This is a genomic window from Geodermatophilus sp. SYSU D00779 (assembly GCF_054050595.1).
This window is the reverse complement of the sequence record NZ_JBJGZQ010000027.1, coordinates 63,843-86,983: the sequence shown is the minus strand read 5'-3', so window position 1 is coordinate 86,983 and position 23,141 is coordinate 63,843. Positions and strand designations below refer to the sequence as shown.

The 23,141-nt window shown below is 73.4% G+C and carries 20 protein-coding genes and 3 tRNA genes; 18 read left to right on the top strand and 5 right to left on the bottom strand.

Annotated elements, in window-relative coordinates; genetic code table 11:
* Positions 1-184: 184 nt before the first annotated feature.
* The 8 genes from nuoI to ACI79G_RS19945 are packed head-to-tail and all read left to right on the top strand — an operon-like array spanning position 185 to position 9,498.
* Positions 185-907, top strand: a complete 723-nt coding sequence (gene nuoI, locus ACI79G_RS19980) for an NADH-quinone oxidoreductase subunit NuoI (protein WP_456882813.1) — start codon at positions 185-187, stop codon at positions 905-907.
* Positions 904-1,725 (top strand): NADH-quinone oxidoreductase subunit J, encoded by an 822-nt coding sequence (locus ACI79G_RS19975; protein ID WP_456882812.1) that lies wholly within the window; start codon positions 904-906, stop codon positions 1,723-1,725. The genes nuoI and ACI79G_RS19975 overlap by 4 nt, the downstream gene beginning before the upstream one ends.
* A complete protein-coding gene (nuoK, locus tag ACI79G_RS19970) occupies positions 1,722-2,021 on the top strand; it encodes an NADH-quinone oxidoreductase subunit NuoK (protein WP_456882811.1) in 300 nt (99 codons plus the stop codon). The genes ACI79G_RS19975 and nuoK overlap by 4 nt, the downstream gene beginning before the upstream one ends.
* Positions 2,022-2,037: 16 nt before the next feature.
* Complete coding sequence (nuoL, locus tag ACI79G_RS19965) at positions 2,038-3,933, top strand: NADH-quinone oxidoreductase subunit L (protein WP_456882810.1); 1,896 nt, start codon at positions 2,038-2,040, stop codon at positions 3,931-3,933.
* Between the two features lie 34 nt (positions 3,934-3,967).
* Positions 3,968-5,635, top strand: a complete 1,668-nt coding sequence (locus tag ACI79G_RS19960) for an NADH-quinone oxidoreductase subunit M (RefSeq protein ID WP_456882809.1) — start codon at positions 3,968-3,970, stop codon at positions 5,633-5,635.
* The gene (nuoN, locus tag ACI79G_RS19955) at positions 5,635-7,182 is read left to right on the top strand and encodes an NADH-quinone oxidoreductase subunit NuoN (protein WP_456882808.1); all 1,548 of its coding nucleotides are present in this window, start codon (positions 5,635-5,637) and stop codon (positions 7,180-7,182) included. The genes ACI79G_RS19960 and nuoN overlap by 1 nt, the downstream gene beginning before the upstream one ends.
* Positions 7,182-8,240, top strand: a complete 1,059-nt coding sequence (locus ACI79G_RS19950; RefSeq protein WP_456882807.1) for a polyprenyl synthetase family protein — start codon at positions 7,182-7,184, stop codon at positions 8,238-8,240. Before nuoN ends, ACI79G_RS19950 begins: the two co-directional genes overlap by 1 nt.
* A gap of 22 nt (positions 8,241-8,262) precedes the next feature.
* On the top strand, positions 8,263-9,498 hold the full coding sequence (locus ACI79G_RS19945; RefSeq protein ID WP_456882806.1) for a PQQ-dependent sugar dehydrogenase: 1,236 nt from the start codon (positions 8,263-8,265) through the stop codon (positions 9,496-9,498).
* Here ACI79G_RS19945 and ACI79G_RS19940 read toward each other — a convergent pair.
* Entirely contained in the window at positions 9,485-10,162 is a 678-nt protein-coding gene (locus ACI79G_RS19940) for a pyridoxamine 5'-phosphate oxidase family protein (RefSeq protein ID WP_456882805.1), read from the bottom strand. The two genes, ACI79G_RS19945 and ACI79G_RS19940, sit on opposite strands and share 14 nt — an antisense overlap.
* 84 nt (positions 10,163-10,246) lie before the next feature.
* Between ACI79G_RS19940 and pdxR the strand changes: the two genes are divergently transcribed.
* On the top strand, positions 10,247-11,683 hold the full coding sequence (gene pdxR / locus ACI79G_RS19935; RefSeq protein ID WP_456882804.1) for a MocR-like pyridoxine biosynthesis transcription factor PdxR: 1,437 nt from the start codon (positions 10,247-10,249) through the stop codon (positions 11,681-11,683).
* Here the strand turns inward: pdxR and ACI79G_RS19930 are convergent.
* The gene (locus ACI79G_RS19930; RefSeq protein ID WP_456882803.1) at positions 11,673-12,764 is read right to left on the bottom strand and encodes a 2-oxoacid:ferredoxin oxidoreductase subunit beta; all 1,092 of its coding nucleotides are present in this window, start codon (positions 12,762-12,764) and stop codon (positions 11,673-11,675) included. The genes pdxR and ACI79G_RS19930 overlap by 11 nt on opposite strands.
* On the bottom strand, positions 12,761-14,692 hold the full coding sequence (locus tag ACI79G_RS19925) for a 2-oxoacid:acceptor oxidoreductase subunit alpha (RefSeq protein ID WP_456882802.1): 1,932 nt from the start codon (positions 14,690-14,692) through the stop codon (positions 12,761-12,763). Before ACI79G_RS19925 ends, ACI79G_RS19930 begins: the two co-directional genes overlap by 4 nt.
* A 205-nt stretch (positions 14,693-14,897) precedes the next feature.
* Between ACI79G_RS19925 and htpX the strand changes: the two genes are divergently transcribed.
* Positions 14,898-15,770: a zinc metalloprotease HtpX gene (gene htpX, locus ACI79G_RS19920; RefSeq protein WP_456882801.1), complete on the top strand. Its 873-nt coding sequence runs from the start codon at positions 14,898-14,900 to the stop codon at positions 15,768-15,770.
* A 93-nt stretch (positions 15,771-15,863) separates the two neighbouring features.
* On the opposite strand, the gene ACI79G_RS19915 is transcribed toward htpX, so the two are convergent.
* Positions 15,864-16,355, bottom strand: coding sequence for a YajQ family cyclic di-GMP-binding protein (locus tag ACI79G_RS19915; RefSeq protein WP_091213463.1), 492 nt, complete (start codon positions 16,353-16,355; stop codon positions 15,864-15,866).
* Positions 16,356-16,461: 106 nt separating this feature from the next.
* Between ACI79G_RS19915 and ACI79G_RS19910 the strand changes: the two genes are divergently transcribed.
* Positions 16,462-16,543, top strand: a tRNA-Tyr gene (locus tag ACI79G_RS19910).
* 68 nt (positions 16,544-16,611) lie between these two features.
* On the opposite strand, the gene ACI79G_RS19905 is transcribed toward ACI79G_RS19910, so the two are convergent.
* On the bottom strand, positions 16,612-17,043 hold the full coding sequence (locus ACI79G_RS19905) for a pilus assembly protein TadG-related protein (protein ID WP_456882800.1): 432 nt from the start codon (positions 17,041-17,043) through the stop codon (positions 16,612-16,614).
* A 719-nt stretch (positions 17,044-17,762) separates the two neighbouring features.
* On the opposite strand from ACI79G_RS19905, the gene ACI79G_RS19900 reads away from it, so the two are divergent.
* The 7 genes from ACI79G_RS19900 (at position 17,763) to ACI79G_RS19870 (ending at position 23,128) form a co-directional block, all read left to right on the top strand.
* Complete coding sequence (locus ACI79G_RS19900) at positions 17,763-20,210, top strand: putative bifunctional diguanylate cyclase/phosphodiesterase (protein ID WP_456882799.1); 2,448 nt, start codon at positions 17,763-17,765, stop codon at positions 20,208-20,210.
* 68 nt (positions 20,211-20,278) lie between these two features.
* Positions 20,279-20,351 (top strand) — tRNA-Thr (locus ACI79G_RS19895).
* Between the two features lie 60 nt (positions 20,352-20,411).
* A tRNA-Met gene (locus ACI79G_RS19890) sits at positions 20,412-20,485 on the top strand.
* A 112-nt stretch (positions 20,486-20,597) separates the two neighbouring features.
* Positions 20,598-20,762 carry a 50S ribosomal protein L33 gene (rpmG, locus tag ACI79G_RS19885; RefSeq protein ID WP_091156778.1) on the top strand — a complete coding sequence of 55 codons (165 nt, stop codon included), beginning with the start codon at positions 20,598-20,600 and terminating at the stop codon, positions 20,760-20,762.
* Positions 20,763-20,794: 32 nt separating this feature from the next.
* Complete coding sequence (locus ACI79G_RS19880; protein WP_456882798.1) at positions 20,795-21,241, top strand: FAS1-like dehydratase domain-containing protein; 447 nt, start codon at positions 20,795-20,797, stop codon at positions 21,239-21,241.
* Between the two features lie 52 nt (positions 21,242-21,293).
* Positions 21,294-21,722, top strand: a complete 429-nt coding sequence (locus tag ACI79G_RS19875) for a MaoC family dehydratase (RefSeq protein ID WP_456882797.1) — start codon at positions 21,294-21,296, stop codon at positions 21,720-21,722.
* Positions 21,719-23,128 (top strand): M1 family aminopeptidase, encoded by a 1,410-nt coding sequence (locus tag ACI79G_RS19870; RefSeq protein WP_456882796.1) that lies wholly within the window; start codon positions 21,719-21,721, stop codon positions 23,126-23,128. The genes ACI79G_RS19875 and ACI79G_RS19870 overlap by 4 nt, the downstream gene beginning before the upstream one ends.
* The last annotated feature ends 13 nt before the right edge of the window (positions 23,129-23,141 follow it).

The window sequence follows — 23,141 nt, the reverse complement described above, 5'->3', positions numbered from 1 at the left end:
CCCCCCCCCCCCCCCCCCCCCCCCCCCCCCCCCCCCCCCCCCCCCCCCGCCCCCCCCCCCCCCCCCCCCCCCCCCCCCCCCCCCCCCCCCCCCCCCCCCCCCCCCCCCCCCGAGACGGTGGCGCCCGACGGCGCCGTGGTGGGCACCGGGCGGCGCAGGGGCACCGGCACCCAGGAGGACGTCGATGACTGAGCACGGCGACGTGGACGACCGTCGCTCGCCCGACCCCCACGCACCCGGGCACGACATGGTGGCGCAGACCAGGCGCGAGCTGGTCCACCGCGACCGGGACGCCGGAAAGGTCAAGCGGTCCAGCTGGCTGCCCGGGCCCGGGCAGGGCTTCGGGGTCACCTTCGCGCAGATCTTCCGCAAGGTGACCACCGAGGAGTACCCCGAGGTGCCCAAGGTGACCAAGCCGCGCTACCACGGGCGGCACGTGCTCAACCGGCACCCCGACGGGCTGGAGAAGTGCGTCGGCTGCGAGCTGTGCGCGTGGGCCTGCCCCGCCGACGCGATCTACGTCGAGGGCGGCGACAACACCGAGGACGAGCGCTACTCGCCCGGTGAGCGGTACGGCCGCGTCTACCAGATCAACTACCTGCGCTGCATCTTCTGCGGCCTGTGCATCGAGGCCTGCCCGACCCGGTCGCTGACCATGAGCAACGACTTCGAGCTGGCCGACGACAACCGGGCCGACCTGATCTACACCAAGGAACAGCTCATGGCCCCGCTGCTGCCCGGCATGGAGGCCCCGCCGCACGCCATGCGGCTGGGGGACGACGAGAAGGACTACTACGTGCGCGAGCCGCACCGGGTCCCGCCGGCCGACCCGGCCGCCGGGGCGCGGGTCGACCAGCCCGTCCCCGACGGGGCGGCGGGGCGGGTGGAAGGCGCGGTGCGGCCGTGACCGAGGTCGTCATCGGCACCGGCGAGGCCGTCGTCTTCTGGGTGCTCGGCCCGATCGCCCTGATCGGGGCGCTGGGCATGGTGCTCTCGCGCAACGCCGTCCACTCGGCGCTGTGGCTGGTCAACACGATGCTGGCGCTGGGCGTCTTCTACGTCGTCCAGGAGGCGCCGTTCCTCGGCGCGGTGCAGATCATCGTCTACACGGGCGCGATCATGATCCTGTTCCTGTTCGTGCTCATGCTGGTCGGCCGCGACTCCTCGGACTCGGTCGTGGAGACGCTGCGCGGGCAGCGGGTGGCCGCGATCGTGCTCGGCCTGGGCTTCGCCGGGCTGGTCGGCGCCGGCGTCGCGCGGGCCACCCAGGACCTCGCGGTCACCGGCCTGGCGGGCGTGCAGGGCGGGGAGACCAGCAACATCGAGGCGATCGCCGGGGTGCTGTTCACCCGTTACCTGCTGGCGTTCGAGGTGACCAGCGCGCTGCTGATCACCGCCGCCGTCGGCGCGATGGTGCTGGCCCACATCGAGCGCGACGCCGGCACCCGGCCCACCCAGAAGGAGCTCTCGCGGGCCCGCTTCCTCACCGACCGGCCGCAGACGCTGCCCGGACCCGGTGTCTACGCCCGCGGCAACTCCGTCGCCGCACCCGCGCTGCTGCCCGACGGCCGGCCGGCCGAGGACAGCTTCGCCACCGGGATCGAGCCCCAGGAGATCGAGCAGATGCCGCGTCCCACCGGCCGGGCCGAGCTCGGCACGCCCGACGCGGCGCTCGGCACCCTCGACCCCGCGCCCAGCGACATCCCGGGGGGCCGCGACCGATGAGTCTCACGAACTACCTGGTGCTCGCCGCGATCCTGTTCACCATCGGCGCGGTCGGCGTCCTCGTGCGGCGCAACGCGATCGTCGTGTTCATGTGCGTGGAGCTGATGCTCAACTCGGTGAACCTGACGCTGGTCACCTTCGCCCGCGCCAGCGGCACCGTCGACGGCCAGGTCATGGCGTTCTTCGTCATGGTCGTCGCGGCCGCCGAGGTCGTCGTCGGCCTCGCGATCATCATGTCGCTCTTCCGGACCCGCCGGTCGGCGTCGGTCGACGACGCCAACCTGCTCAAGTACTGAGGGACGGGGACCGGGGATGGACACCACACCGGCTGACGGGCTGATCGCCGCGTCCTGGCTGCTCATCGCGCTGCCGCTGGCCGGCGCCGCCGTCCTGCTGCTCGGGGGACGGCGCACCGACCGGTGGGGGCACCTGCTGGGTACCGGCACCGTGGTCGCGGCCTTCGCGCTCGGCCTGCTGTGCACGCTGCAGCTGGACGGCCGACGGGTCGACGTCGACCTGTTCACCTTCGTCTCGACCGGGTCGCTGGACGTGCAGGCCGGCCTGCTGTTCGACCCGCTGTCGGCGGTCTTCGTGCTGCTGATCACCGGCGTGGGCGCGCTGATCCACGTCTACTCGATCGGCTACATGGCGCACGACCCGCGCCGCCGTCGGTTCTTCGCCTACCTCAACCTGTTCGTCGCGGCGATGCTGCTGCTGGTCCTCGGCGACAACTTCGTGGCCCTCTACGTCGGCTGGGAGGGCGTGGGCCTGGCGTCCTACCTGCTCATCGCCTTCTGGCACGAGCGCCCGTCGGCGGCGACCGCCGCGAAGAAGGCGTTCATCATGAACCGGGTCGGCGACGTCGGGCTGGCGCTGGCGATCTTCCTGATGTTCGCCCAGCTGGGCACCGTCTCCTACGACGGCGTCTTCGGTGCGGTCGGCACCCTGGCCGCCGGCACGGTGACCGCGATCGGGCTGCTGCTCCTGCTCGGCGCCTGCGGCAAGTCCGGCCAGTTCCCGCTGCAGGCCTGGCTGCCCGACGCCATGGAGGGCCCGACCCCGGTGTCGGCCCTGATCCACGCGGCCACCATGGTCACCGCCGGCGTGTACCTGATCGCCCGCAGCGCGCCGATCTACGACCAGACCCCCACCGCGCGGGCCGTCGTCCTCGCCGTCGGGGCGCTCACGCTGATGATCGGGGCGATCGCCGGCTGCGCCCAGGACGACATCAAGAAGGTGCTGGCCTACTCCACGGTCAGCCAGATCGGCTACATGTTCCTGGCCGTCGGCCTCGGCCCGGTCGGCTACGTCGCGGGCCTGGCGCACCTGCTCACCCACGGCTTCTTCAAGGCCGGCCTGTTCCTGGGTGCCGGCTCGGTCATGCACGCGATGGACGACGAGGTCGACATGCGCCGCTTCGGCGGCCTCGCGTCGCGGATGAAGGTGACCTTCGTGACCTTCGGCCTGGGCTACCTGGCGCTCATCGGCTTCCCGTTCCTGTCCGGCTTCTACACCAAGGACGCGATCATCGAGGCCGCGTTCGACCGCGGCGACGGCTGGGGCTACCTCCTCGGCGGGGTCGCGATCCTCGCCGCCGGGCTGACCGCCTTCTACATGACCCGGCTGATGCTCATGACCTTCTTCGGCCGCCCCCGGTGGGAGCCCGGCGTCCACCCGCACGAGTCGCCGACGGTGATGACCGCGCCGATGGTGCTGCTCGCGGTCGGCTCCGTGCTCGCCGGTTTCCTGCTGGTCGTCGCCTTCCCGCTGGAGTCGTGGCTGACCCCGGTGTTCGGCGAGCCCGAGGAGGCCGAGCACGTCGTCGCGCCGCTGCTGGTCAGCGTCCTGGTCACCGTCGTCATGGCGCTCGGCGTGCTGACCGCCTGGCTGTTCGTCGGCCGCCGCGAGGTGCCGGTGACCGCGCCGGCGCGGGTGTCGCCGGTGACGCGCGCCGCCCGCCGCGCGCTCTACGCCGACGCGGTGAACGAGTCGCTGTTCATGCGGCCCGGGCAGTGGCTGACCCGCGCGCTGGTGTTCTTCGACAACCGCGGCGTGGACGGCGCGGTGAACGGCCTGGCCGCGACGCTGGGCGGCTCGTCGTCCCGGCTGGGCCGCACGCAGACCGGCTTCGTCCGCTCCTACGCGCTGTCGATGCTCGGCGGCGCGGTGGTCGTCGCGGGCGCGCTGCTGGCGGTGACGGCCGGATGAGCAGCAACTCCACCGAACGAGAGGCGACGGCGGCGTGAGTGACTTCCCGTACCTGCTCACGATGATCGCCGTCCCGGCGGTCGGGGCGGCCGCCGTCGCCGCCCTGCCGAAGGGGCGCGAGGGGACCGCCCGGCAGCTCGCGCTGGGCGTCAGCCTGGTCGTGCTGCTGCTCGCCGTGCTGGCGACGATCGCCTTCGACGCCGGCGGTGAGCGGTTCCAGCTGACGACGTCGGTCTCCTGGATCCCCGACTTCGGCGTCGACTTCGCCCTCGGGGTCGACGGCATCGCGTTGGTGATGCTGCTGCTCATCGGCGTGCTGGTGCCGGTGGTCGTGATCGCCTCGTGGCGCGACGAGCCGACCGGACGGCGCTCGATGCGGGCCTTCTGGGCCTGGCTGCTGCTGCTCGAGTCGATGATGGTCGGCGTCTTCGCCGCGACCGACGTCTTCCTCTTCTACGTCTTCTTCGAGGCGATGCTCGTCCCGATGTACTTCCTGATCGGCAGCTTCGGCGGGCCGCGACGGCAGTACGCGGCGGTCAAGTTCTTCCTCTACAGCCTGGTGGGCGGGCTGGTCATGCTGGCCGCCGTCATCGGGCTGTACGTGGTCAGCGCCAACGAGCTGGGCGAGGGGACGTTCGCCTTCGACGCGCTGCGGCAGATCGAGATCGACCCGGGCGTGCAGAAGCTGCTGTTCCTCGGGTTCTTCGTGGCCTTCGCGATCAAGGCGCCGCTGGTGCCGTTCCACACCTGGCTGCCCGACTCCGGTGCCGAGGCGCCGATCGGCGGGGCGGTGCTGCTGGTCGGCGTCCTGGACAAGGTCGGCACCTTCGGGTTCATCCGCTACTGCCTGCCGCTGTTCCCCGACGCCTCGCGCGACCTCGCGCCGTACGTCCTGGTGCTGGCCGTGGCGGGCATCCTCTACGCCGCGCTGCTGGCGATGGGGCAGAGCGACATGAAGCGCCTGGTGTCCTACACCTCGATCGCGCACTTCGGCTTCATCGCGCTGGGGATCTTCGCCTTCACCACCGAGGCGACCACGGGCGCGGTGCTCTACATGGTCAACCACGGCATCGCGACCGGCCTGCTGTTCCTCGTCGTCGGCATGCTCATCGCCCGCGGCGGCTCGCGGCTGGTCGGGGACTACGGCGGCGTGGCGACCCAGGCGCCCCTGCTCGCCGGCGTCTTCCTCATCGCCGGGCTGGCCTCGCTCGCGCTGCCGGGCACCAACAGCTTCGTCAGCGAGTTCCTCGTGCTCATCGGCTCGTTCCCGACCCGGCCGGTGTTCACCGTGCTCGCCACCGTCGGCATCGTGCTGGCCGCGCTGTACGTGCTGCTGCTCTACCAACGCACCATGCACGGCCCGCCGCGCGGCGTGCTGCTCGAGCCGGCGCCGGGGACCCCGGCGCCCGCCACCGGGGCAGGCGGCGCAGCCACCCCCGCCACCGGGGCAGGCGGCGGGGCCACCGCGGCCACCGCCACCCTCGACGCCCCGGCGGCCGCGCCGGCCCGGCTGCGGGTGCAGGACCTCTCCCGGCGTGAGCTGGCCGTCGCCGCGCCGATGGTCGCGATCGTCATCGCGCTGGGCTTCTACCCGCAGCCGCTGATCGACCTGATCGAGCCGGCGGTCGCCGCCACGATGAGCGACGTGGGGGCCGACCCGGCCGGCGTCTCCCCGCAGGCTCCCGTCGAGGGGACGGACTGATGATCGAGGCCCCGGCCATCTCCCTGGCCGCGCTGGCGCCCCTGCTGTTCGTCTTCGGCGCCGCGTGCGTCGGCGTCCTCGTCGAGGCCTTCGCGCCGCGGGACGTGCGCCACCCGGTGCAGGTCGCCGTCGCCCTGGTCGGCACCCTCGGCGGGCTGGTCACCAGCCTGCTGCTGGCGGGGGAGCGGCAGGTCACCGCGGGCGGCGCGCTCGCCGTCGACGGCCCCGCGGTCTTCCTGCAGGCCACCATCGCCGGGCTCGGGGCGCTGTCGCTGCTGCTGTTCGCCGAGCGCTCGCTGGACCCGGCCCGCTCGGCGTTCGTCGCCGCCGCCGCGGTGCCGGCGGGCAGCCCGCGCGACCGCGAGCTGATGACCGCCCCGCGGGTGCAGACCGAGGTCTACCCGCTGACCACGTTCGCCATCGGCGGCATGATGCTGTTCGTCGCGGCCAACGACCTGCTGGTCATGTTCGTCGCGCTCGAGGTGCTCAGCCTGCCGCTGTACCTGATCAGCGGGCTGGCCCGTCGTCGGCGGCTGCTGTCGCAGGAGGCGGCGGTCAAGTACTTCCTGCTGGGCGCCTTCGCCTCCGCCTTCTTCCTCTACGGCCTGGCGCTGGTCTACGGCGCCACGGGCAGCATCCGGCTGTCGGCCATCCGCGAGGCGTCCGCATCCGAGGCCGGGGGCGGCGTCCTGCTGGTGCTCGGCCTGGCCCTGCTGGTGGTCGGGCTGATGTTCAAGGCCAGCGTGGCGCCCTTCCACGCCTGGACGCCGGACGTCTACCAGGGCGCCCCGACACCGGTCACCGCGTTCATGGCCGCCTGCACCAAGGTCGCGGCCTTCGGGGCGATCCTGCGCCTGCTCTACGTCGCCTTCGGCACCAGCGAGTGGACGTGGCGGCCGCTGGTCTACGGCATCGCGATCGTCTCGATGGTGGTCGGCGCCGTGCTGGGCCTCACCCAGTCCGACCTCAAGCGGATGCTGGCCTACTCCTCGATCGCGCACGCCGGGTTCCTGCTCACCGGCGTCATCGGGTACGGCAGCGGCGCCGACGGCACCGGCTCCGGGCTCGGCGCGACGATGTTCTACCTGCTGGCCTACGGGCTCACCACGATCGGCGCCTTCGCGGTGCTGACCCTGGTGCGCGACGGCGACGGCGAGGCCACGCACCTGTCCCAGTGGGCGGGCCTGGCCCGCCGCTCACCGCTCACCGCGGCGGTCATGGCGCTGTTCCTGCTGGCGCTGGCGGGCATCCCGCTCACCAGCGGCTTCACCGGCAAGTTCGCCGTCTTCCGGGCCGCGATCGACGACGGCGCGTGGCCGCTGGTGGTCGTCGCCCTGCTGGCCAGCGCCGTGGCGGCGTTCTTCTACCTGCGGGTCATCGTGCTCATGTACTTCTCCGAGCCGGCCGTCGACGGCCCGACCATCGGCGTCCCCGGCCTGCCGACGACGTTGGTGCTCGCGGTGACGGTCACCGCGACGGTGGTGCTCGGCGTCGTCCCCGGGGCGGTGCTCGATATCGCCGAGCGGGCGGCTAGATTCGTCGGTTGATGACCGGAGCCAGCGCCGCCGTCGGCGGGGAGACCACGACCGACACCTGGCAGCGGATCTCGACCCCTGCCTCCACCGTCGGCCCGTGGCTGCCCGAGGGCGACCTCGGCGCCCGGCTCGCCGAGGGGCTGGGCCGGGTCGAGGAGGCCCTGCTCACCGCCGTCGGCAGCGAGCACGCGTTCGTGCGGGAGGCGGCCGGGCACCTCGTCGTCGCCGGTGGCAAGCGGTTCCGCCCGCTGCTGGCGCTGCTCGCCGCCGAGCTCGGCGACCCGCACGCCACGGGGGTCACCGAGGCCGCGGTGGTCTGCGAGCTCACCCACCTGGCCACGCTGTACCACGACGACGTGATGGACGAGGCCGCCGTGCGGCGTGGGGCGCCCAGCGCCAACAGCCGGTGGTCCAACAGCATCGCGATCCTGACCGGCGACTTCCTCTTCGCCCGCGCCTCGGACCTGCTCGCCGACCTCGGCCCCGAGGCGGTGCGCATCCAGGCGCGGACCTTCGAGCGGTTGGTCACCGGGCAGATCCGGGAGACCGTGGGCGCGCGGCCCGGCGACGACCCCGTCGCGCACTACCTTGAGGTGCTCGCCGACAAGACCGGCTCGCTGGTCGCGACCTCGGCGCGTTTCGGCGCCTCCTTCGCCGGGGCGGAGGCGGAGCTGGTCGCCGCGCTGACCGCCTTCGGCGAGGAGGTCGGCGTGGCCTTCCAGCTCTCCGACGACCTGCTCGACATCGTCAGCCAGGACGGCGCGTCCGGGAAGTCACCCGGCACGGACCTGCGGGAGGGCATCGCCACGCTGCCCGTCCTCTTCGCGCTCGCCGGCGACGACCCGGCCGAGCAGCGGTTGCGCGAGCTGGTCTCCGGGCCGATCACCGACGACGCCGAGCACGCCGAGGCGCTGGAGCTGCTGCGCTCGTCGGCGGCCCTGCAGCGGGCCACCGAGGTGCTGCGCGAGTACGCCGACCGGGCGCAGGCGCGGCTGTCCGGCGTCCCCGAGGGGCCGGTCCGCGAGGCCCTCTCGGCGCTGTGCGACTACGTGGTCACGCGCACCAGCTGACCCAGCGGGGCATGCTGGGCGCGTGCGCCCCCGCCCCCACCTGACCGGCCTGCTGGTCGGGCTCCTGCTGCTGTCCGGGTGCTCGTCGGCGGCGGGGGAGGAGCCCGACGCCGCTCCGACCGCACCCGCTCCGACCGCACCCGCGCCGACGGCTCCCGCGCCGTCGACGTCCCCGGCGGCGCCCGCGACACCCGAGCCGGCGCCCGCCCTCGACGTGGCGGTGGTCGCCGAGGGGCTGGACCACCCCTGGGACGTCGCCCAGGCGCCCGACGGCACCCTGCTGCTCGACGAGCGTTCCGGCGGCCTGACCGCGGTGCTGCCCGACGGCACGGTGCGCGAGCTGGCGGCCGACTTCGGCGACCTGTTCGCCACCGGGGAGACCGGGCTGATGGGCCTGGTGCTCGACCCGGGTTTCGCGCGGGACCGCCGCTTCTACACCTGCCAGGGCATCGAGGAGGACGGCGGCGCGGAGATCCAGGTGACCGCCTGGACCGTCGACCCGGGCTGGACGACGGCGACCCGCGTCGACGACCCGCTCATCGACGACATCCCGGTCAACGAGCGCAGGGGCCGGCACGGCGGCTGCCGGCTGCGCTTCGACGACACCGGCGCCCTGCTCGTGGGCACCGGTGACAACGCCGTCGCCACCAACGCCCAGGACCCCGCCACCCTCGCGGGCAAGGTGCTGCGGGTCGACCCGGCCACCGGCGAGGCGGCCGCCGACAACCCGTTCGTAGGCCGTCCGGACGCCGACCCGCGGGTGTGGACCTACGGCCACCGCAACGTGCAGGGCCTCGCCGTCCGACCCGGCTCCGGGCAGGTGTACGCCGCCGAGCACGGGCCCCGCCGGGACGACGAGGTGACCCTGCTGCGGCCCGGCGGCAACGGCGGCTTCGCACCCCAGGGCCCCGGCTACGGCGAGTTCGTCCCGATGACCGACCTCTCCCTGCCCGACGCGATGCCCCCCACCTGGGCGTCCGGCGCCCCCACGATCGCCTCCTCGGGCGCCACCTTCCTCGCGGGTGAGCAGTGGCAGGGCTACGAGGGCCTGTTGCTGCTGGGCGTCCTCAAGGACCGGGGGGTCCTGGCGCTGCGCGTCGCGGACGACGGCACCCTGCTCGAGCAGTTCCGGCTGCCCGAGCTGGAGGGCACGTACGGCCGCATCCGGACCGTGCAGCAGGGCGGGGACGGCGCCCTCTACGTCACCACCGACAACGGCGACGGCGCGGACCAGCTGTTGCGGGTCACCCCGCGGTAGCCGTCCCTGACATCCGGTGCCGGATCCGGTCCGGGACGGGCGTGTCCGGCGGCAGCAGCGGGCACGGCTCGGGCTCACCCACCACGGTGCGCAGCGGGAGGACACCCGCCCACACCGGCGCGGACAGGTCCCGCTCGTCGTCCCCCGGTGGGCCGGTGCGCACCTTGACGCTGGCCTCGGTCAGGTCCAGGGCGAGCAGCGCGGTGGCGGCGAGCTCCTTGCGGTCGGGCCGGCGTGCGGCGGCCCAGGAGCCCGGAGCCAGGTGCTCGGTGAGCGCCTCCAGGCTGAGCAGGCGCTCCTCCTCGTCGACCACCGGCCGGGCCACCCCGTGCACGACGGCGCAGCGGTAGTTCAGGGAGTGGTGGAAGGCCGAGCGGGCGTAGACGACGCCGTCCACGTGGGTGACCGTGAGGCAGACCGGCGCTCCCGAGGCCGCCGCGCGCAGCGTCGCCGCGCCGGTGGAGCCGTGCAGGTACAGGGTGTCGCCCCGCCGTCCGTAGCCGGTCGGCAGCACGACCGGCGAGCCGTCCAGCACGACGCCCAGGTGCCCCACCAGGCCGGCGTCCAGCACCGCGTACAGCTCGGCGCGGTCGGTCCGGGCGCGCTTCGCTCCTCGGCGGATCGTGCTGCGGGGCGTGGGGGAGAGCGGCGGTGCGGTGTCCATGAGCTCACGGTGCCCGCTCGCGTGGCCTCCTCCCAGGGCCAATACGCTCCCGTTCCGGAAGGCCACTTCGAGGGGAGGTGCGGCGTGGTCGACGTGCCACCGGTGGTCCTCGACCGGGCGTCCGGGACGCCGCTGTCGGTCCAGCTGGCCGACGCGCTGCGGACGGCGACGGTGGACGGCACCCTCCGCCCGGGCGACCGGCTGCCCTCCACGCGTGAGCTCGCCGTCGCCCTCCGGGTCAGCCGCACCGTCACCGCCGCGGCCTACGACCAGCTGCTGGCCGAGGGGTGGGCGGACGGGCGCCGCGGTGTCGGCACCTTCGTCGTCGGTACGGCGACCGCGGCACCGGCACGCTCCCCGGCGCCACGGCCGGCTCCTCGGAGCACGCCGCCGCCGATCGACCTGCGGGCCGGCGCGCCCTGCCTGGAGGTCCTGGACCGCGCCGCCTGGCGGCGTGCGTGGCGCGCGGCCGGGGACCCCGCCCCCGACGCCGGCCCCGAGCCGGCCGCGGACCCGGGCTTCCAGCGGGCGGTGACCGAGCACCTGCTCCGGCACCGCGGTCTCGCCGCTGCGCCCGGCGACGTGCTCGCCACGGCGGGGACCTCGGCCGCGGTCGCGGAGCTGGCCCGGCTGCTGCCCGCCGGGAGCCGGGTGGGCGTCGAGGACCCCGGCTACCAGCGCGTGGTCGGCGCCCTCCGGGACGCCGGCGCCACGGTGGTGCCGCTCCCGGTGGACGGCGACGGCCTGGTGGTCGAGGCGGTGCCCCCCGGCCTCGCGGCGGTGTACTGCACGCCCGCGCACCAGTACCCGCTCGGGCGCCGGCTGTCCGCGGCCCGCAGGATCGCCCTCGTCGCCCGTGCCCGCGCGGGGGGCTGGTGGGTGCTGGAGGACGACTACGACGGCGAGCTGCGCTACGACGTCGCGCCGCTGCCGCTGCTGGGCGCGCTCGGCCCGGACGTCACGGTGCACCTCGGCACGAGCAGCAAGATCGTCAGCCCGACGCTGGGGGTGGGCTGGCTGGTGGCCCCGCCGGAGCTGCGCGCCGCGCTGGTGGCCAGGCGGACGGCGACCGGCACCCGGCCCGCGCGGGCGGGGCAGCGGGTGTTCGCCGCCCTGGCCGCGAGCGGGGACCTCGCCCGGCACCTGCGCCGGCTCCGGCGCGAACTCGCGGCCCGCCGCGACGAGGTGCTGGCGGCGGTGGCCGCCGGTGGGGTGGTGGCCGAGGGCGACCCGGCCGGTGCGCACGTGCTGGTGCCGCTGCCCGACCTGCGGGTCGAGGAGGCGGTCGTCGCCGCGGCGGCCGAGCGGGGCGTCGCGGTGGACGGACTCGGGCGCCACTGGACGGGCCCCGGTCCGCACGCGGCCGGACTGGTCGTGGGGTTCGCCGCGCCGACCCGCGCCGACCTGGGCCGTGCCCTGCGGGTGCTCACGGGTGCGCTCCGGGAGGTGCTCGGCCGATACGACGACCGGCCCGCCTCCCGGGAGGGAGACGGGCCGGTCGAGGAGTGGGTCAGGCGCTGACGGTCCAGGTGTCGCTGCCGCTCAGCAGCGCGCCCAGGTCCGCCGGCGAGGAGGTGCGGGCCTCCTCGACCTGGTCGGCCATCATGCGGTCGTAGGTCGGCTTCTCGACCGACCGGAAGACGCCCATCGGGGTGTAGCGGAGGTCCTGGCTGGACAGCCGCGACAGCGCGAAGGCGTACGACGGGTCCTGACGGGTGGCGTCGTGCACGACGATGTCGCCGGCGTCCACCTGGTTGGTCTCGGCGATCCGCAGGCCGCCGAACTCGTCGCGGACCACGCACGAGGCGCCGTCCGGACCGAACACCAGCGGCTCGCCGTGGACCAGCGGGATCGACCACTGCACGCCGGTGGTCGGGTCCTTGAGCAGGTCGAACGCGCCGTCGTTGAAGATGTTGCAGTTCTGGTAGATCTCGACGAGCGCGGTGCCCTTGTGCTCGGCGGCCTGCCGCAGCACCTCGGTGAGGCCCTTGCGGTCGGAATCCATGGCCCGCCCGACGAAGGTGGCGTCGGCGCCCAGCGCGAGCGACACCGGGTTGAACGGGTGGTCCAGCGAGCCCATCGGGGTGGACTTGGTGACCTTGCCGACCTCGCTGGTGGGCGAGTACTGCCCCTTGGTGAGCCCGTAGATCCGGTTGTTGAACAGCAGGATCTTCAGGTTCACGTTGCGGCGCAGCGTGTGGATCAGGTGGTTGCCGCCGATGGACAGCGCGTCGCCGTCCCCGGTCACGACCCACACCGACAGGTCCGGGCGGGACGCCGCCAGGCCGGTCGCGATGGCCGGCGCACGGCCGTGGATCGAGTGCATCCCGTAGGTGTTCATGTAGTACGGGAAGCGCGAGGAGCAGCCGATGCCCGAGACGATGACCATGTCCTCGCGCGCGATGCCGAGGCTGGGCAGGAAGCTCTGGACCGCGTTGAGGATGACGTAGTCACCGCACCCCGGGCACCAGCGCACCTCCTGGTCGGTCTTGAGGTCCTTGGCCTTGAGGTCGGTGCGCTTCTCGCCCTGGGTCTCCAGGGAGCGGGTGATGGCGTCGGCGATGGGACCGTCGGCCGGCATGCCGAGGTCGATGGTGGTCACTGGGTGCCTCCGGTGGTGGAGTCGATGACGTCCTGCACGACCGCGGCGAGCTCGGCGGCCCGGAAGGGCAGCCCGCGCACCTGCGTGTGGCTCTCGACGTCGACGAGGTACTTGGCGCGCAGCAGCATCGAGAGCTGCCCGAGGTTCATCTCCGGGCAGATCACCCGGTCGTAGCGGCGCAGCACCTCGCCGAGGTCGGCCGGGAACGGGTTGAGGTGGCGCAGGTGGATCTGCGCGACCGACCGCCCCGAGCGCCGGATCCGCCGGCACGCGGCGCCGATGGGCCCGTAGGTGGAGCCCCAGCCGATGACGGCGACGCGGGCGTCGCCGTCCGGGTCGTCGACGTCGGTGGGCGGGATGCTCGCCGCGATGCCGTCGACCTTGGCCTGGCGCAGCCGGGTCATCAGGTCGTGGTTGGCCGGGTCGTAGGAGATGTTGCCGGTCTTGTCGGCCTTCTCCAGACCGCCGATGCGGTGCTGCATCCCCGACGTCCCCGGGATGGCCCACGGGCGGGCCAGGGTCTCCGGGTCGCGCAGGTAGGGCAGGAACTCCGGCGTCCCGTCGGCGGCGGTGCCGTTGGGCTCGGTGGCGAACTCGACCGAGAGGTCCGGCAGCTCCTCGACGTCCGGGATCTGCCACGGCTCGGCGCCGTTGGCCAGGTAGCCGTCGGAGAGCAGCATGACCGGCGTGCGGTAGGTCAGCGCGATCCGCGCGGCCTCGATCGCGGCGTCGAAGCAGTCGGCGGGCGAGCGCGGCGCGATCACCGGCACGGGCGCCTCGCCGTTGCGGCCGAACATCGCCTGGAGCAGGTCCGACTGCTCGGTCTTGGTGGGCAGCCCGGTGGAGGGGCCACCGCGCTGCACGTCGACGACGACCAGCGGCAGCTCGGTCATCACCGCCAGGCCCAGGGCCTCGGACTTCAGCGAGATCCCCGGCCCGGACGTCGTCGTGACGCCGAGGGCGCCGCCGAAGGACGCCCCGATCGCCGAGGCGATGCCGGCGATCTCGTCCTCGGCCTGGAAGGTGCGGATGCCGAAGGACTTGTGCCGGGACAGCTCGTGGAGGATGTCCGACGCCGGGGTGATCGGGTAGGCGCCGAGGAACACCGGCAGGCCCGAGCGCTGCCCTGCCGCGACGATGCCCAGGGCCAGCGCCTGGTTGCCGGAGATGTTGCGGTAGCGGCCCGGCGCCATCGGGGCGGGCTTGATCTCGTAGGAGACCGCGAAGGCCTCCGTCGTGTCGCCGTAGTTGTAGCCGGCCCGGAAGGCGGCGATGTTGGCCGCGGCGATCTGGGGCTTCCGGCGGAACTGGCGCTCGAGGAAGCGGACGGTGCCCTCGGTGGGCCGGTGGTACATCCAGCTCAGCAGCCCGAGGGTGAACATGTTCTTCGAGCGCTCGGCCTCCTTCTTGCCGAGGCCGGAGTCGGCGAGCGCCTCGAGGGTGAGGGTGGTCAGCGGCACGCTAACCAGCTGCCAGCCGTCGAGGGAGCCGTCCTCGAGCGGGTTGGTGGCGTAGCCGACCTTGGCCAGGTTCCGCGGGGTGAACTCGTCGGCGTCGACGATGAGCAGCCCGCCGCCGGGCAGGTCGGAGAGGTTGGCCTTGAGCGCGGCCGGGTTCATGGCGACCAGCACGTCCGGGGCGTCGCCCGGCGTCATGATGTCGTGGTCGGCGAAGTGCAGCTGGAAGGAGCTGACACCCGGCAGGGTCCCCGTCGGTGCGCGGATCTCGGCGGGGAAGTTCGGCAGCGTCGACAGGTCGTTGCCGAAGGACGCCGTCTCGCTGGTGAAACGGTTGCCGGTGAGCTGCATGCCGTCGCCGGAGTCACCGGCGAGCCGGATGACGACGCGGTCGAGCTCGACGACGCTCTTGACGAAGGGCGTCGTGCTCCCCGCCGTGCTGGCGACGACGGACGGGTCAGTCGTGGTCATCAGTGGTGCACCTCCACCGGCCGAGGTTACGTGTCCGTCACACCACGCGGATCTGTGATGCGAGCGACAGTCGGAACGGCCGGGGACCCCCCGGCACCTGACAGCCCCAACCCCCGTCGTGGTGGGCCCATTCCGTGACCGCGGTCGCACTCCGAGGGAGGAGCAGGCGGGGAACGGCCTCCCCGGGGACCGCGTTGGTCGGGACGTGCAGCGCTGGAGCAACGGACTCAAGACCGCGGTGCTCCTCGGCCTGATGGGCGGGCTCATCCTGGCCGCCGGTGCCCTGGTCGGCGGCCGGGGTGGACTGCTCGTGGCCCTGGTCGTCGCCCTCGCGGTCAACGGCTACGCCTACTTCAACTCGGACAAGCTCGCCCTGCGGGCCATGCGGGCGTTCCCGGTGACCGAGACCCAGGCGCCGCAGCTCTACGCGATGGTGCGCGACCTGGCCACCGAGGCCCGGCAGCCGATGCCGCGGCTCTACGTCAGCCCCACCGACCAGCCCAACGCCTTCGCGACCGGCCGCAACCCGCGCAACGCGGCCGTCTGCGTCACCCAGGGGATCCTCGAGCTGCTCGACCGCCGGGAGCTGCGCGGCGTGCTCGCCCACGAGCTCTCGCACGTCTACAACCGCGACATCCTGATCAGCTCGGTCGCCGGCGCGATGGCCACGGTGATCACCTACCTGGCGCACATGGCGATGTTCGCCTCGCTGTTCGGCGGGCGGTCGGAGGACGACCGCGGGGGCGGCAACGCCCTCGGCAGCCTGCTGCTGGTGTTCCTCGGCCCGCTGGCCGCGGGCCTGGTGCAGATGGCGGTCAGCCGCAGCCGCGAGTACCAGGCCGACGCATCCGGTGCGCTGCTGTCGCAGGACCCGCTGGCGCTGGCCTCCGCGCTGCGCAAGATCGGCGCCGGTGCGGCCGCCCGGCCGCTGCCCCAGGAGGACCGGCTGGTGACCCAGAGCCACCTGATGATCGCCAACCCGTTCCGCGGCCAGGGCCTGGCCTCGATGTTCGCCACCCACCCGCCGATGCCCGAGCGCATCGCCCGCCTGGAGCGGATGGCCCGGGAGCTCGGGTGAGGACCCGCTCGCCCTCCGCCCCTCGTTCCCCGAGGCGGGCCCAGCGAGGAGGACCCCGTCCTCCCCACCCTCCGCCGGCTTAGGACGGGGCCGTCACCTGTAGTTGTCGAACTGCAGGGCGACGTCGAGGTCCTTGCTGCGCAGCAGCTGCTGGACCGCCTGCAGGTCGTCGCGCTTCTTGCCGCTGACCCGCAGCTGGTCGCCCTGGATCTGGGCCTGGACGCCCTTGGGTCCCTCGTCCCGGATGATCTTGGCGATCTTCTTGGCCGTGTCGGACTCGATGCCCTGCTTGATGCGGGCCCCGATCTTGTACGACTTGCCGGAGGACTGCGGCTCGCCGGCGTCGAGCGACTTCAGCGAGATGTTCCGCTTGACCAGCTTCTCCTTGAACACCTCGAGCGCGGCCGAGACCCGCTCCTCGGTGTCGGCCTGCAGGGTGACGCCCTCCTCGCCGGCCCAGGCGATGGTCGCGTTGGTACCGCGGAAGTCGAAGCGCTGCGAGAGCTCCTTGGCGGCCTGGTTGAGGGCGTTGTCGACCTCCTGGCGGTCGACCTTGCTCACCACGTCGAACGACGAGTCGGCCATGTGTCGGTTGCTCCTTGTCCTCTGTCGTCCACCGGTCGCGGCGCGTCCCTGGAGCCACCACCGAGGCCGGTCTCCGCTGTCTTGTACGATCTCCCGGTACCACCACGGCGGGTTGCCCGAGTGGCCAATGGGAGCGGACTGTAAATCCGTCGGCTTAGCCTACGAAGGTTCGAATCCTTCACCCGCCACCCGGTACGTGCGGCCCCCGACCTCGGCAGAGGTCGGGGGCCGCTGCCGTTGGTGGGGAGGGCGCGTCTCAGGGGGTGGTCGGGGCGCGGGCGCCGGCGACGGCGGTGCGCTCCAGCGGCTGCCCGCCGAGGAAGAGCCAGCCGAACGCGATCTCCACGAAGCGCGTGCACCGCACCGTGACCTCGACCCCGTCGGTCTCGGTGGACCAGGAGTGCAGCGCCGTCCCGCCGTCGGCCAGCTGGTCGGCCACCGCCGCCTGCGTGCTGGCCCGGGTCAGTGGCAGCGTCGTCCCGACGCCGGTGGCGTAGAGGGCCGCCTCGTCGGTGGCATTGGCCGCTGCCAACGCGGCGCCGTCGCAGACCGACTGCACCTGCTGCTGCTCGAGGAACGCGTCGGACGCCGCGATCGCGCCGAACGCCATGAGCGCGGCGACCAGCCAGCACACCAGGACCAGCGGCAGCGTCGAGCCGCGCTCGGCGTCGTCCCCGTCCTGTCGCACGCGGCGCAGCGTAGGTGTCCTCCCGGCCTGTCCACGAGCTGTGGACGGCGCTGTGGAGAGCTGTGGACCCGATCGGGGGAATGCCGGTCGGCCGCGTCCTGGGTTGTGGACCCACCCCGACACGCCGGCGGAGCCGGGTCCCGGCCGACCCTCAGCCCTCCGGCGACGCAGGAGGCACACGTGTACCCCGATCGAGGTACACAGGGTCACATGTCGCAACAGTGTGTGACGGCATGACACCCATTCGTGTCGGGGAGTTCCACGGTGCTTGCCACCAACGGGTGACGGGCAGCAATCTCTCCGGCGCGGTCCGTACCCAACGCTCTGCCCCCGCGCCTGGACGACTGCCCCTGACAGAGCAAGCAGTCCTTCATGCCTGAGGAGGCGTCATGAGCAACGACGTGCAGCGCGGTGGCCGGTGGAACCGGGGTGGCCGGTGGAACCGGGGCGGTCGGTGGAACCGGGGCGGTCGCTGGAACCGCGACGCGCAGAGCTGACCTGCGCGACCCGGAGGGGGTGGCCGCTGGGGCCTCCTCCCTCATCCGGGTCAGGAGCGCTGGATGCCGGCTCTGCCGCTGCTAGCCTCGGCCTGTTTGTCCAGCCCCTACGAACGCAGGTCATCAGTGGCGAGTGCTGAGGTCCGCAAGGCGATTCGGCTGTCGGCGTTGCGGAACCCCTGGTTCGCCGCCGCAGTCGTCGTCGCTGTTGCGTGCGTTGCCGTGGCGACGATCCTGCCGCACCACACCGAGGCTTTCGACTTCCGCCTCTTCGTCGTGGTCTTCGTCGGCATGGTGGCCGCCGAGGTCTTCAGCCTCCAGTTCGAGTTCCGCGGACAGGGCGTCGCCTGGTCCGCGAGCGAGCTCGCCCTCGTGGTGGCGCTGGTCGAGATCGGCGGGACGTGGGCGGCTCTGGCGCGAGGGGCCGCGGTGGGTGCCGTCCTGGTCGCGCAGCGCTACCCGGCTGCCAAGGGCACCTTCAACGTCGGCATGTCCGTCCTCGAGGCATGTGTGGCCGTCGTGGTCCTCGACCTCGTACCCGTGGGCCCGATCTCCTCGCCTGCGACCTGGCTCTCCTATCTGGTGGCCATCTTCGCGGCGAATGCGGTCGGCGCGCTGTGCCTCGCGGCCGCCATCACGCTCACGCAGGGCTATCCCGGACGGGCCATCTGGACCAGCCTGTTCATCCCCGTCGTCCTGGTCAGTCCCATGGCCGTCGTCGTCGGCCTCGCCCTCCTGCTCCTGATCCACGTCACCCCGTGGGCGTGGCTGCTCATCCTGCCGCTCGTGCTCACTCTCGCCCTCCTGTACCGCCGGTTCGGCGCGGTCACGCGGGAGAGCCAGATCCTCGAGCGCGTCTACGAGTTCGCCCGGCGCGTGGAGCAGGTCAGCTCTCACGCGGACGGGACCCGGCAGATCGTCGAAGCCGTCAAGGAGTTGCTCAACGCCGACCGCGTGGCCCTGTGGCTGCCGCCCTACCTGGACGAGGAGCCGCGGCTGCTCGTCGCGGCGGAGGACGGTCGTGCTTGGTACGACGGCCCCGGTGACCCCGACGACCTCTTCCGCCGGCGGGCCACCGAGGGGGCCCACGGCGGTGGCCCGGTCCTGATCTCGCTCGCCCGGGCCACGGAGGCCGAGGCGGCCGCCCTGTCGAGGCGGGGTGCCGAGGACGTCCTCGCCGCGCCGGTGACCACCGCTGCGGGAGAACCGGGCTACCTCGAGGTCTGCGACCGACGGAACGACGTCGTCACCTTCGGCGACGGCGACCGGGGCGCCCTGGACTCCATGCTCACGCACATCAACGCCGCGATCCGGCAGCAGCAGCTCCTGACCCAGATCCGCTACGACGCCGACCACGACCGGCTCACCGGTCTGCCCAACCGGCAGCGGCTCGCGGCCGAGATCGACCAGCTGCTCGCCGAGGACCCGGTCGGCGGGCGGGCGGGCCTCATCCTCGCCTCGCTGGACAACTACGCCGAGGTCACCGACACGCTCGGCCACGCCGCCAGCGACGAGCTGCTGCTGGTCACCGCCGGCCTGCTGCGGGAGCACGCGCCGCCGCAGGCGCTCCTGGCCCGCATGGAGGGCGAGCAGTTCGCCGTCCTGCTGCCCGGGCTGTCGCTGCCCGCGACCGAGCGGGCCGCACGCCGACTGCGTGAGGCGACCTCGACCCGCGCCCGGGTCGCGGGCCTGGACCTCGAGGTGACGCTGACCATCGGCGTCGCCGCCGCGCCGGTGCACGGCACCGACGCCGGCACGCTCATGCAACGGGCCGACGTCGCCCTGCTCGCCGGCGCCGGCAAGAGCGGCGTGGCCAGCTACCACCCGGTGCTCGACCAGCAGAGCCTGCGCCGCCTGCAGCTGGGCACCGAGCTCGAGCAGGCCATGGCCGACGGCGACATCAGCGTCGTCTTCCAGCCGATCATCGACGCCCGCACCTCCGACATCGTCTCGGTGGAGACCCTGGTGCGCTGGGCCCACCCGCGCTACGGGTCGATCGCGCCGGACGAGTTCATCCACCTGGCCGAGCAGATCGGCCGGATCGGCCCGCTGACCGACTACGTGCTCGACCTGGCGCTGGCCCGCTGCCGGAGGTGGCTGGACCAGGACATCGCGCTGTCGGTGGCGGTCAACCTCTCGGCCCGCTGCCTCACCGAGCCCGACCTGGTCGACCGGGTGCGGCGCGCCCTGCGCCGCCACGCCGTCCCCGGTGAGCTGCTGATCCTGGAGCTCACCGAGGGCAGCGTCGTCGACGACTCGGTGCGCAGCGGCACCGTCCTGGCCGACCTGCACGCCCTGGGCCTGCGGCTGTCCATGGACGACTTCGGCACCGGCTACTCCTCGCTGTCCCAGCTGCGCCAGCTGCCCATCGACGAGGTGAAGATCGACAAGTCCTTCGTGCTGGGGATGGCCACCAGCCAGGGCGAGTCGTTCATCGCCCGCTCGATCATCGAGCTGGCGCACAACCTGGGCCTGCGGGTCGTCGCCGAGGGCGTCGAGGACGAGCTGACGCGCAACCTGCTGGCCGAGATGGGCTGCGACAAGCTGCAGGGCTTCCTGGTCAGCAGGCCACTGCCCGACGAGCGGCTGGAGAGCTGGATCCTGGCCCGCACCGGCGTGCGCTCCGCCGTGCCGGGCACGCCGCACCGGCGCCTGTTCGTGCGCTCCTGAGCGCGCCGGGACCCCCCTGCGCCAGACCCCTCCAGGCGTCAGGTAGAGTTCCTGACGGCTCGAAGCCCGCCCCTTTAGCTCAGTCGGCAGAGCGTCTCCATGGTAAGGAGAAGGTCTACGGTTCGATTCCGTAAAGGGGCTCTGGAACAACACAGTGGCCGCTCGGCCCGGTCGCCGAGACCGGGCCGCACGGTCACGTCCGGCGGTGTAGCTCAGCCAGGCAGAGCAAGCGGCTCATAATCGCTGTGTCACCGGTTCAAATCCGGTCACCGCTACTCTCGACGGACCCCGCTCACCCGGGGTCCGTCGGCGTGTTGCAGCACCGTGCGGGCACCCGCTCGCGCGTCCCCGGGCCCGGCCCGGTCCCGACAAGGCGAGGAGCGCCCCGTGGCAGCCACCGACATCCGTCCGAAGATCACCCTGGCCTGCCAGGAGTGCAAGAGCCGGAACTACATCACGCGCAAGAACCGGCGGAACGACCCCGACCGGCTCGAGCTGAAGAAGTTCTGCCCCAAGGACCGCAAGCACACCGTGCACCGCGAGACCCGCTGAACCAGCGCGTCGTCGAGAGGGAGGGCGGGAGCATGGCGCTCGATCCGGCACTGGTCGGGCGCAGCTACCCGCCCTCCGCCGTCTACGAGGTCGGCCGGCAGAAGATCGCCGAGTTCGCCGACGCCATCGGTGCGGCCGACCCGGTGCACCGGGACCCCGAGGCCGCCCGCGCGGCCGGGTACCCCGACGTGATCGCCCCGCCCACCTTCGCCATCGCCCTGACGCTCTCGGCGGCCGGTGTCGTCGTCGAGGACCCCGACGTCGCACTCGACTACAGCCGCGTCGTCCACGGCGAGCAGCGCTTCACCCACCACCGGCCCATCCGCGCCGGTGACCGTCTCGTCGCCACGCCCGTCATCGAGGCCGTGCGCAGCGTCGGCGGCAACGACCTGCTCACCACCCGCGTGGACGTCGCCACGGAGGACGGCGAACCGGTCTGCGCGGCCACCTCGATGCTCGTCGCCCGGGGGACCGCGTGAGCGACTCCGCACCACCGCCGGCTCCGCCGATCGGGAGCGAAGGGAGGGCACGGTGACCGCCACGGTGCGGGCCGCCGACGTCGCCGTCGGCACCGAGCTGCCCGAGCAGACCTACCCCGTCACGCGGGCCGACCTCGTCCGCTACGCCGGCGCCTCCGGTGACTTCAACCCCATCCACTGGAACGAGCGGGTGGCCACCGAGGTCGGCCTGCCCGGCGTGATCGCGCACGGGATGCTCACCATGGCGCTGGCCGCGCGCGCGGTCACCGCCTGGGCCGGCGACCCGGGCGCCCTGGTCGAGTACCACGTGCGGTTCGGTCGGCCGGTCGTCGTCCCCGACGACGGCACCGGTGCCCAGGTGACCGTCCGCGGCAAGGTCGGCGCCCTGGGCGAGGACGGCCGCGCCCGCGTCGACCTGACCGTCACCAGCGGCGGCGAGAAGGTGCTCTCGCTGGCCCGCGCCACCGTCCAGCTGGCGTGACCGCGCGGCGGCACCTGCTCGCGCTCGGTGCCGTCCTGCTGCTCCCCGGCTGCGGAGCCTCCTTCGTCGACACCCTCGCCGCCGAACGGTCGGCCCCGCCGCCCGCCACGACGCCGACCGAGGGCGACTGCGCACAGCGCGCCGAGCCCGACCCCGACCGACCGGTCGTCGAGCTGGACCTCCGGCTGGACGACGACCTGCGCACGGTCACCGGCACCGAGACCGTCGTCTTCACCCCCGACCTGCCCACCGACGAACTGGTCTTCCGGCTGGTCCCCAACGGGCCCGGGCCGGCCGCGGCCGGCAACCGCCTGGTCGTCGACGCCGCGCGCGGGGACGACGTCGCCGGCAGCGGCTACGAGGAGGCCGGGGCCGACGGCCCGGGTGGCCTGTTCGTCGTCCGCCTGGGCGAGGAGCTCCCTGCCGGGGAGGCGACCGAGGTGGCCCTGGACTTCACGCTCACCCTCGGGGAGGGCGACTTCGAACGCGTGGGCGCGGCCGACGGCGTCTCCTGGTGGGCCAGCGGCGCGCCGCTGCTGGCCTGGCAGCCCGGTGTCGGCTGGGCCCGCGACCCGTTCGTCGGCCTCCCGGGCGAGACCGCGACGAGCCCCGTCGCCGAGACGACCGTCCGGGTCTCGGTCCCCGAGGCGCTCACCGTGCTCATGACCGGCGACCAGGCCGCACCCTCCGCGCCGCAGGACGGCCGGCGCACCTGGACCTCGGTCGAGCCGGTCGCCCGGGACGTGAGCGTCACCGTGGGCCAGTTCGACACCGCGAGCGCCACCGGCGGGGGCGGGGTCGAGGTGACGACCGGCGTGCTGCCGGGCGCGGACGTCCCGGCCCGGGAGCTCACCACGTGGACCCTGGCCGCGATCGACCAGCTCGAGGCCCGCTTCGGCCCCTTCCCGTACGGCACGCTCACCGTGCCGCTGCTGCCGATCGAGGGCGGCGGCATCGAGTACCCGAGCTCGATCCTGCTGGCCGGCGCCGACCGGCGCGTGCTGCTGCACGAGGTCGCGCACATGTGGTTCTACGGGATGGTCGGCGACTCCCAGTTCCGCGATCCGTGGCTGGACGAGGCGTTCGCCACCTACGCCGAGTCCGTCGCCTTCCCGGTGTCCGAGGAGGCCGCGGCGGGGGCGCTGGGCACGCCCGGTGAGGTGGGCGCCGCGATGGACCAGTTCGACAGCGCCGCGGAGTACTTCCGCCGGGTGTACGGCAAGGGCGGCGCCGCGCTCGTGACCGCCCGCGAGGCCGCGGGCGCCGAGGCGTTCGACGCCGCCCTGCGCTGCTACGTCGACGCCAACGCGTGGACGATCGCCACCCCGGACGACGTCGCGCGAGCGTTGGCGCACCTGCCCGCGGCGCTCGACGTCCTCGCCGAGGCAGGCGCCCTCGACGAGTAGGAGGGCCCTGTCT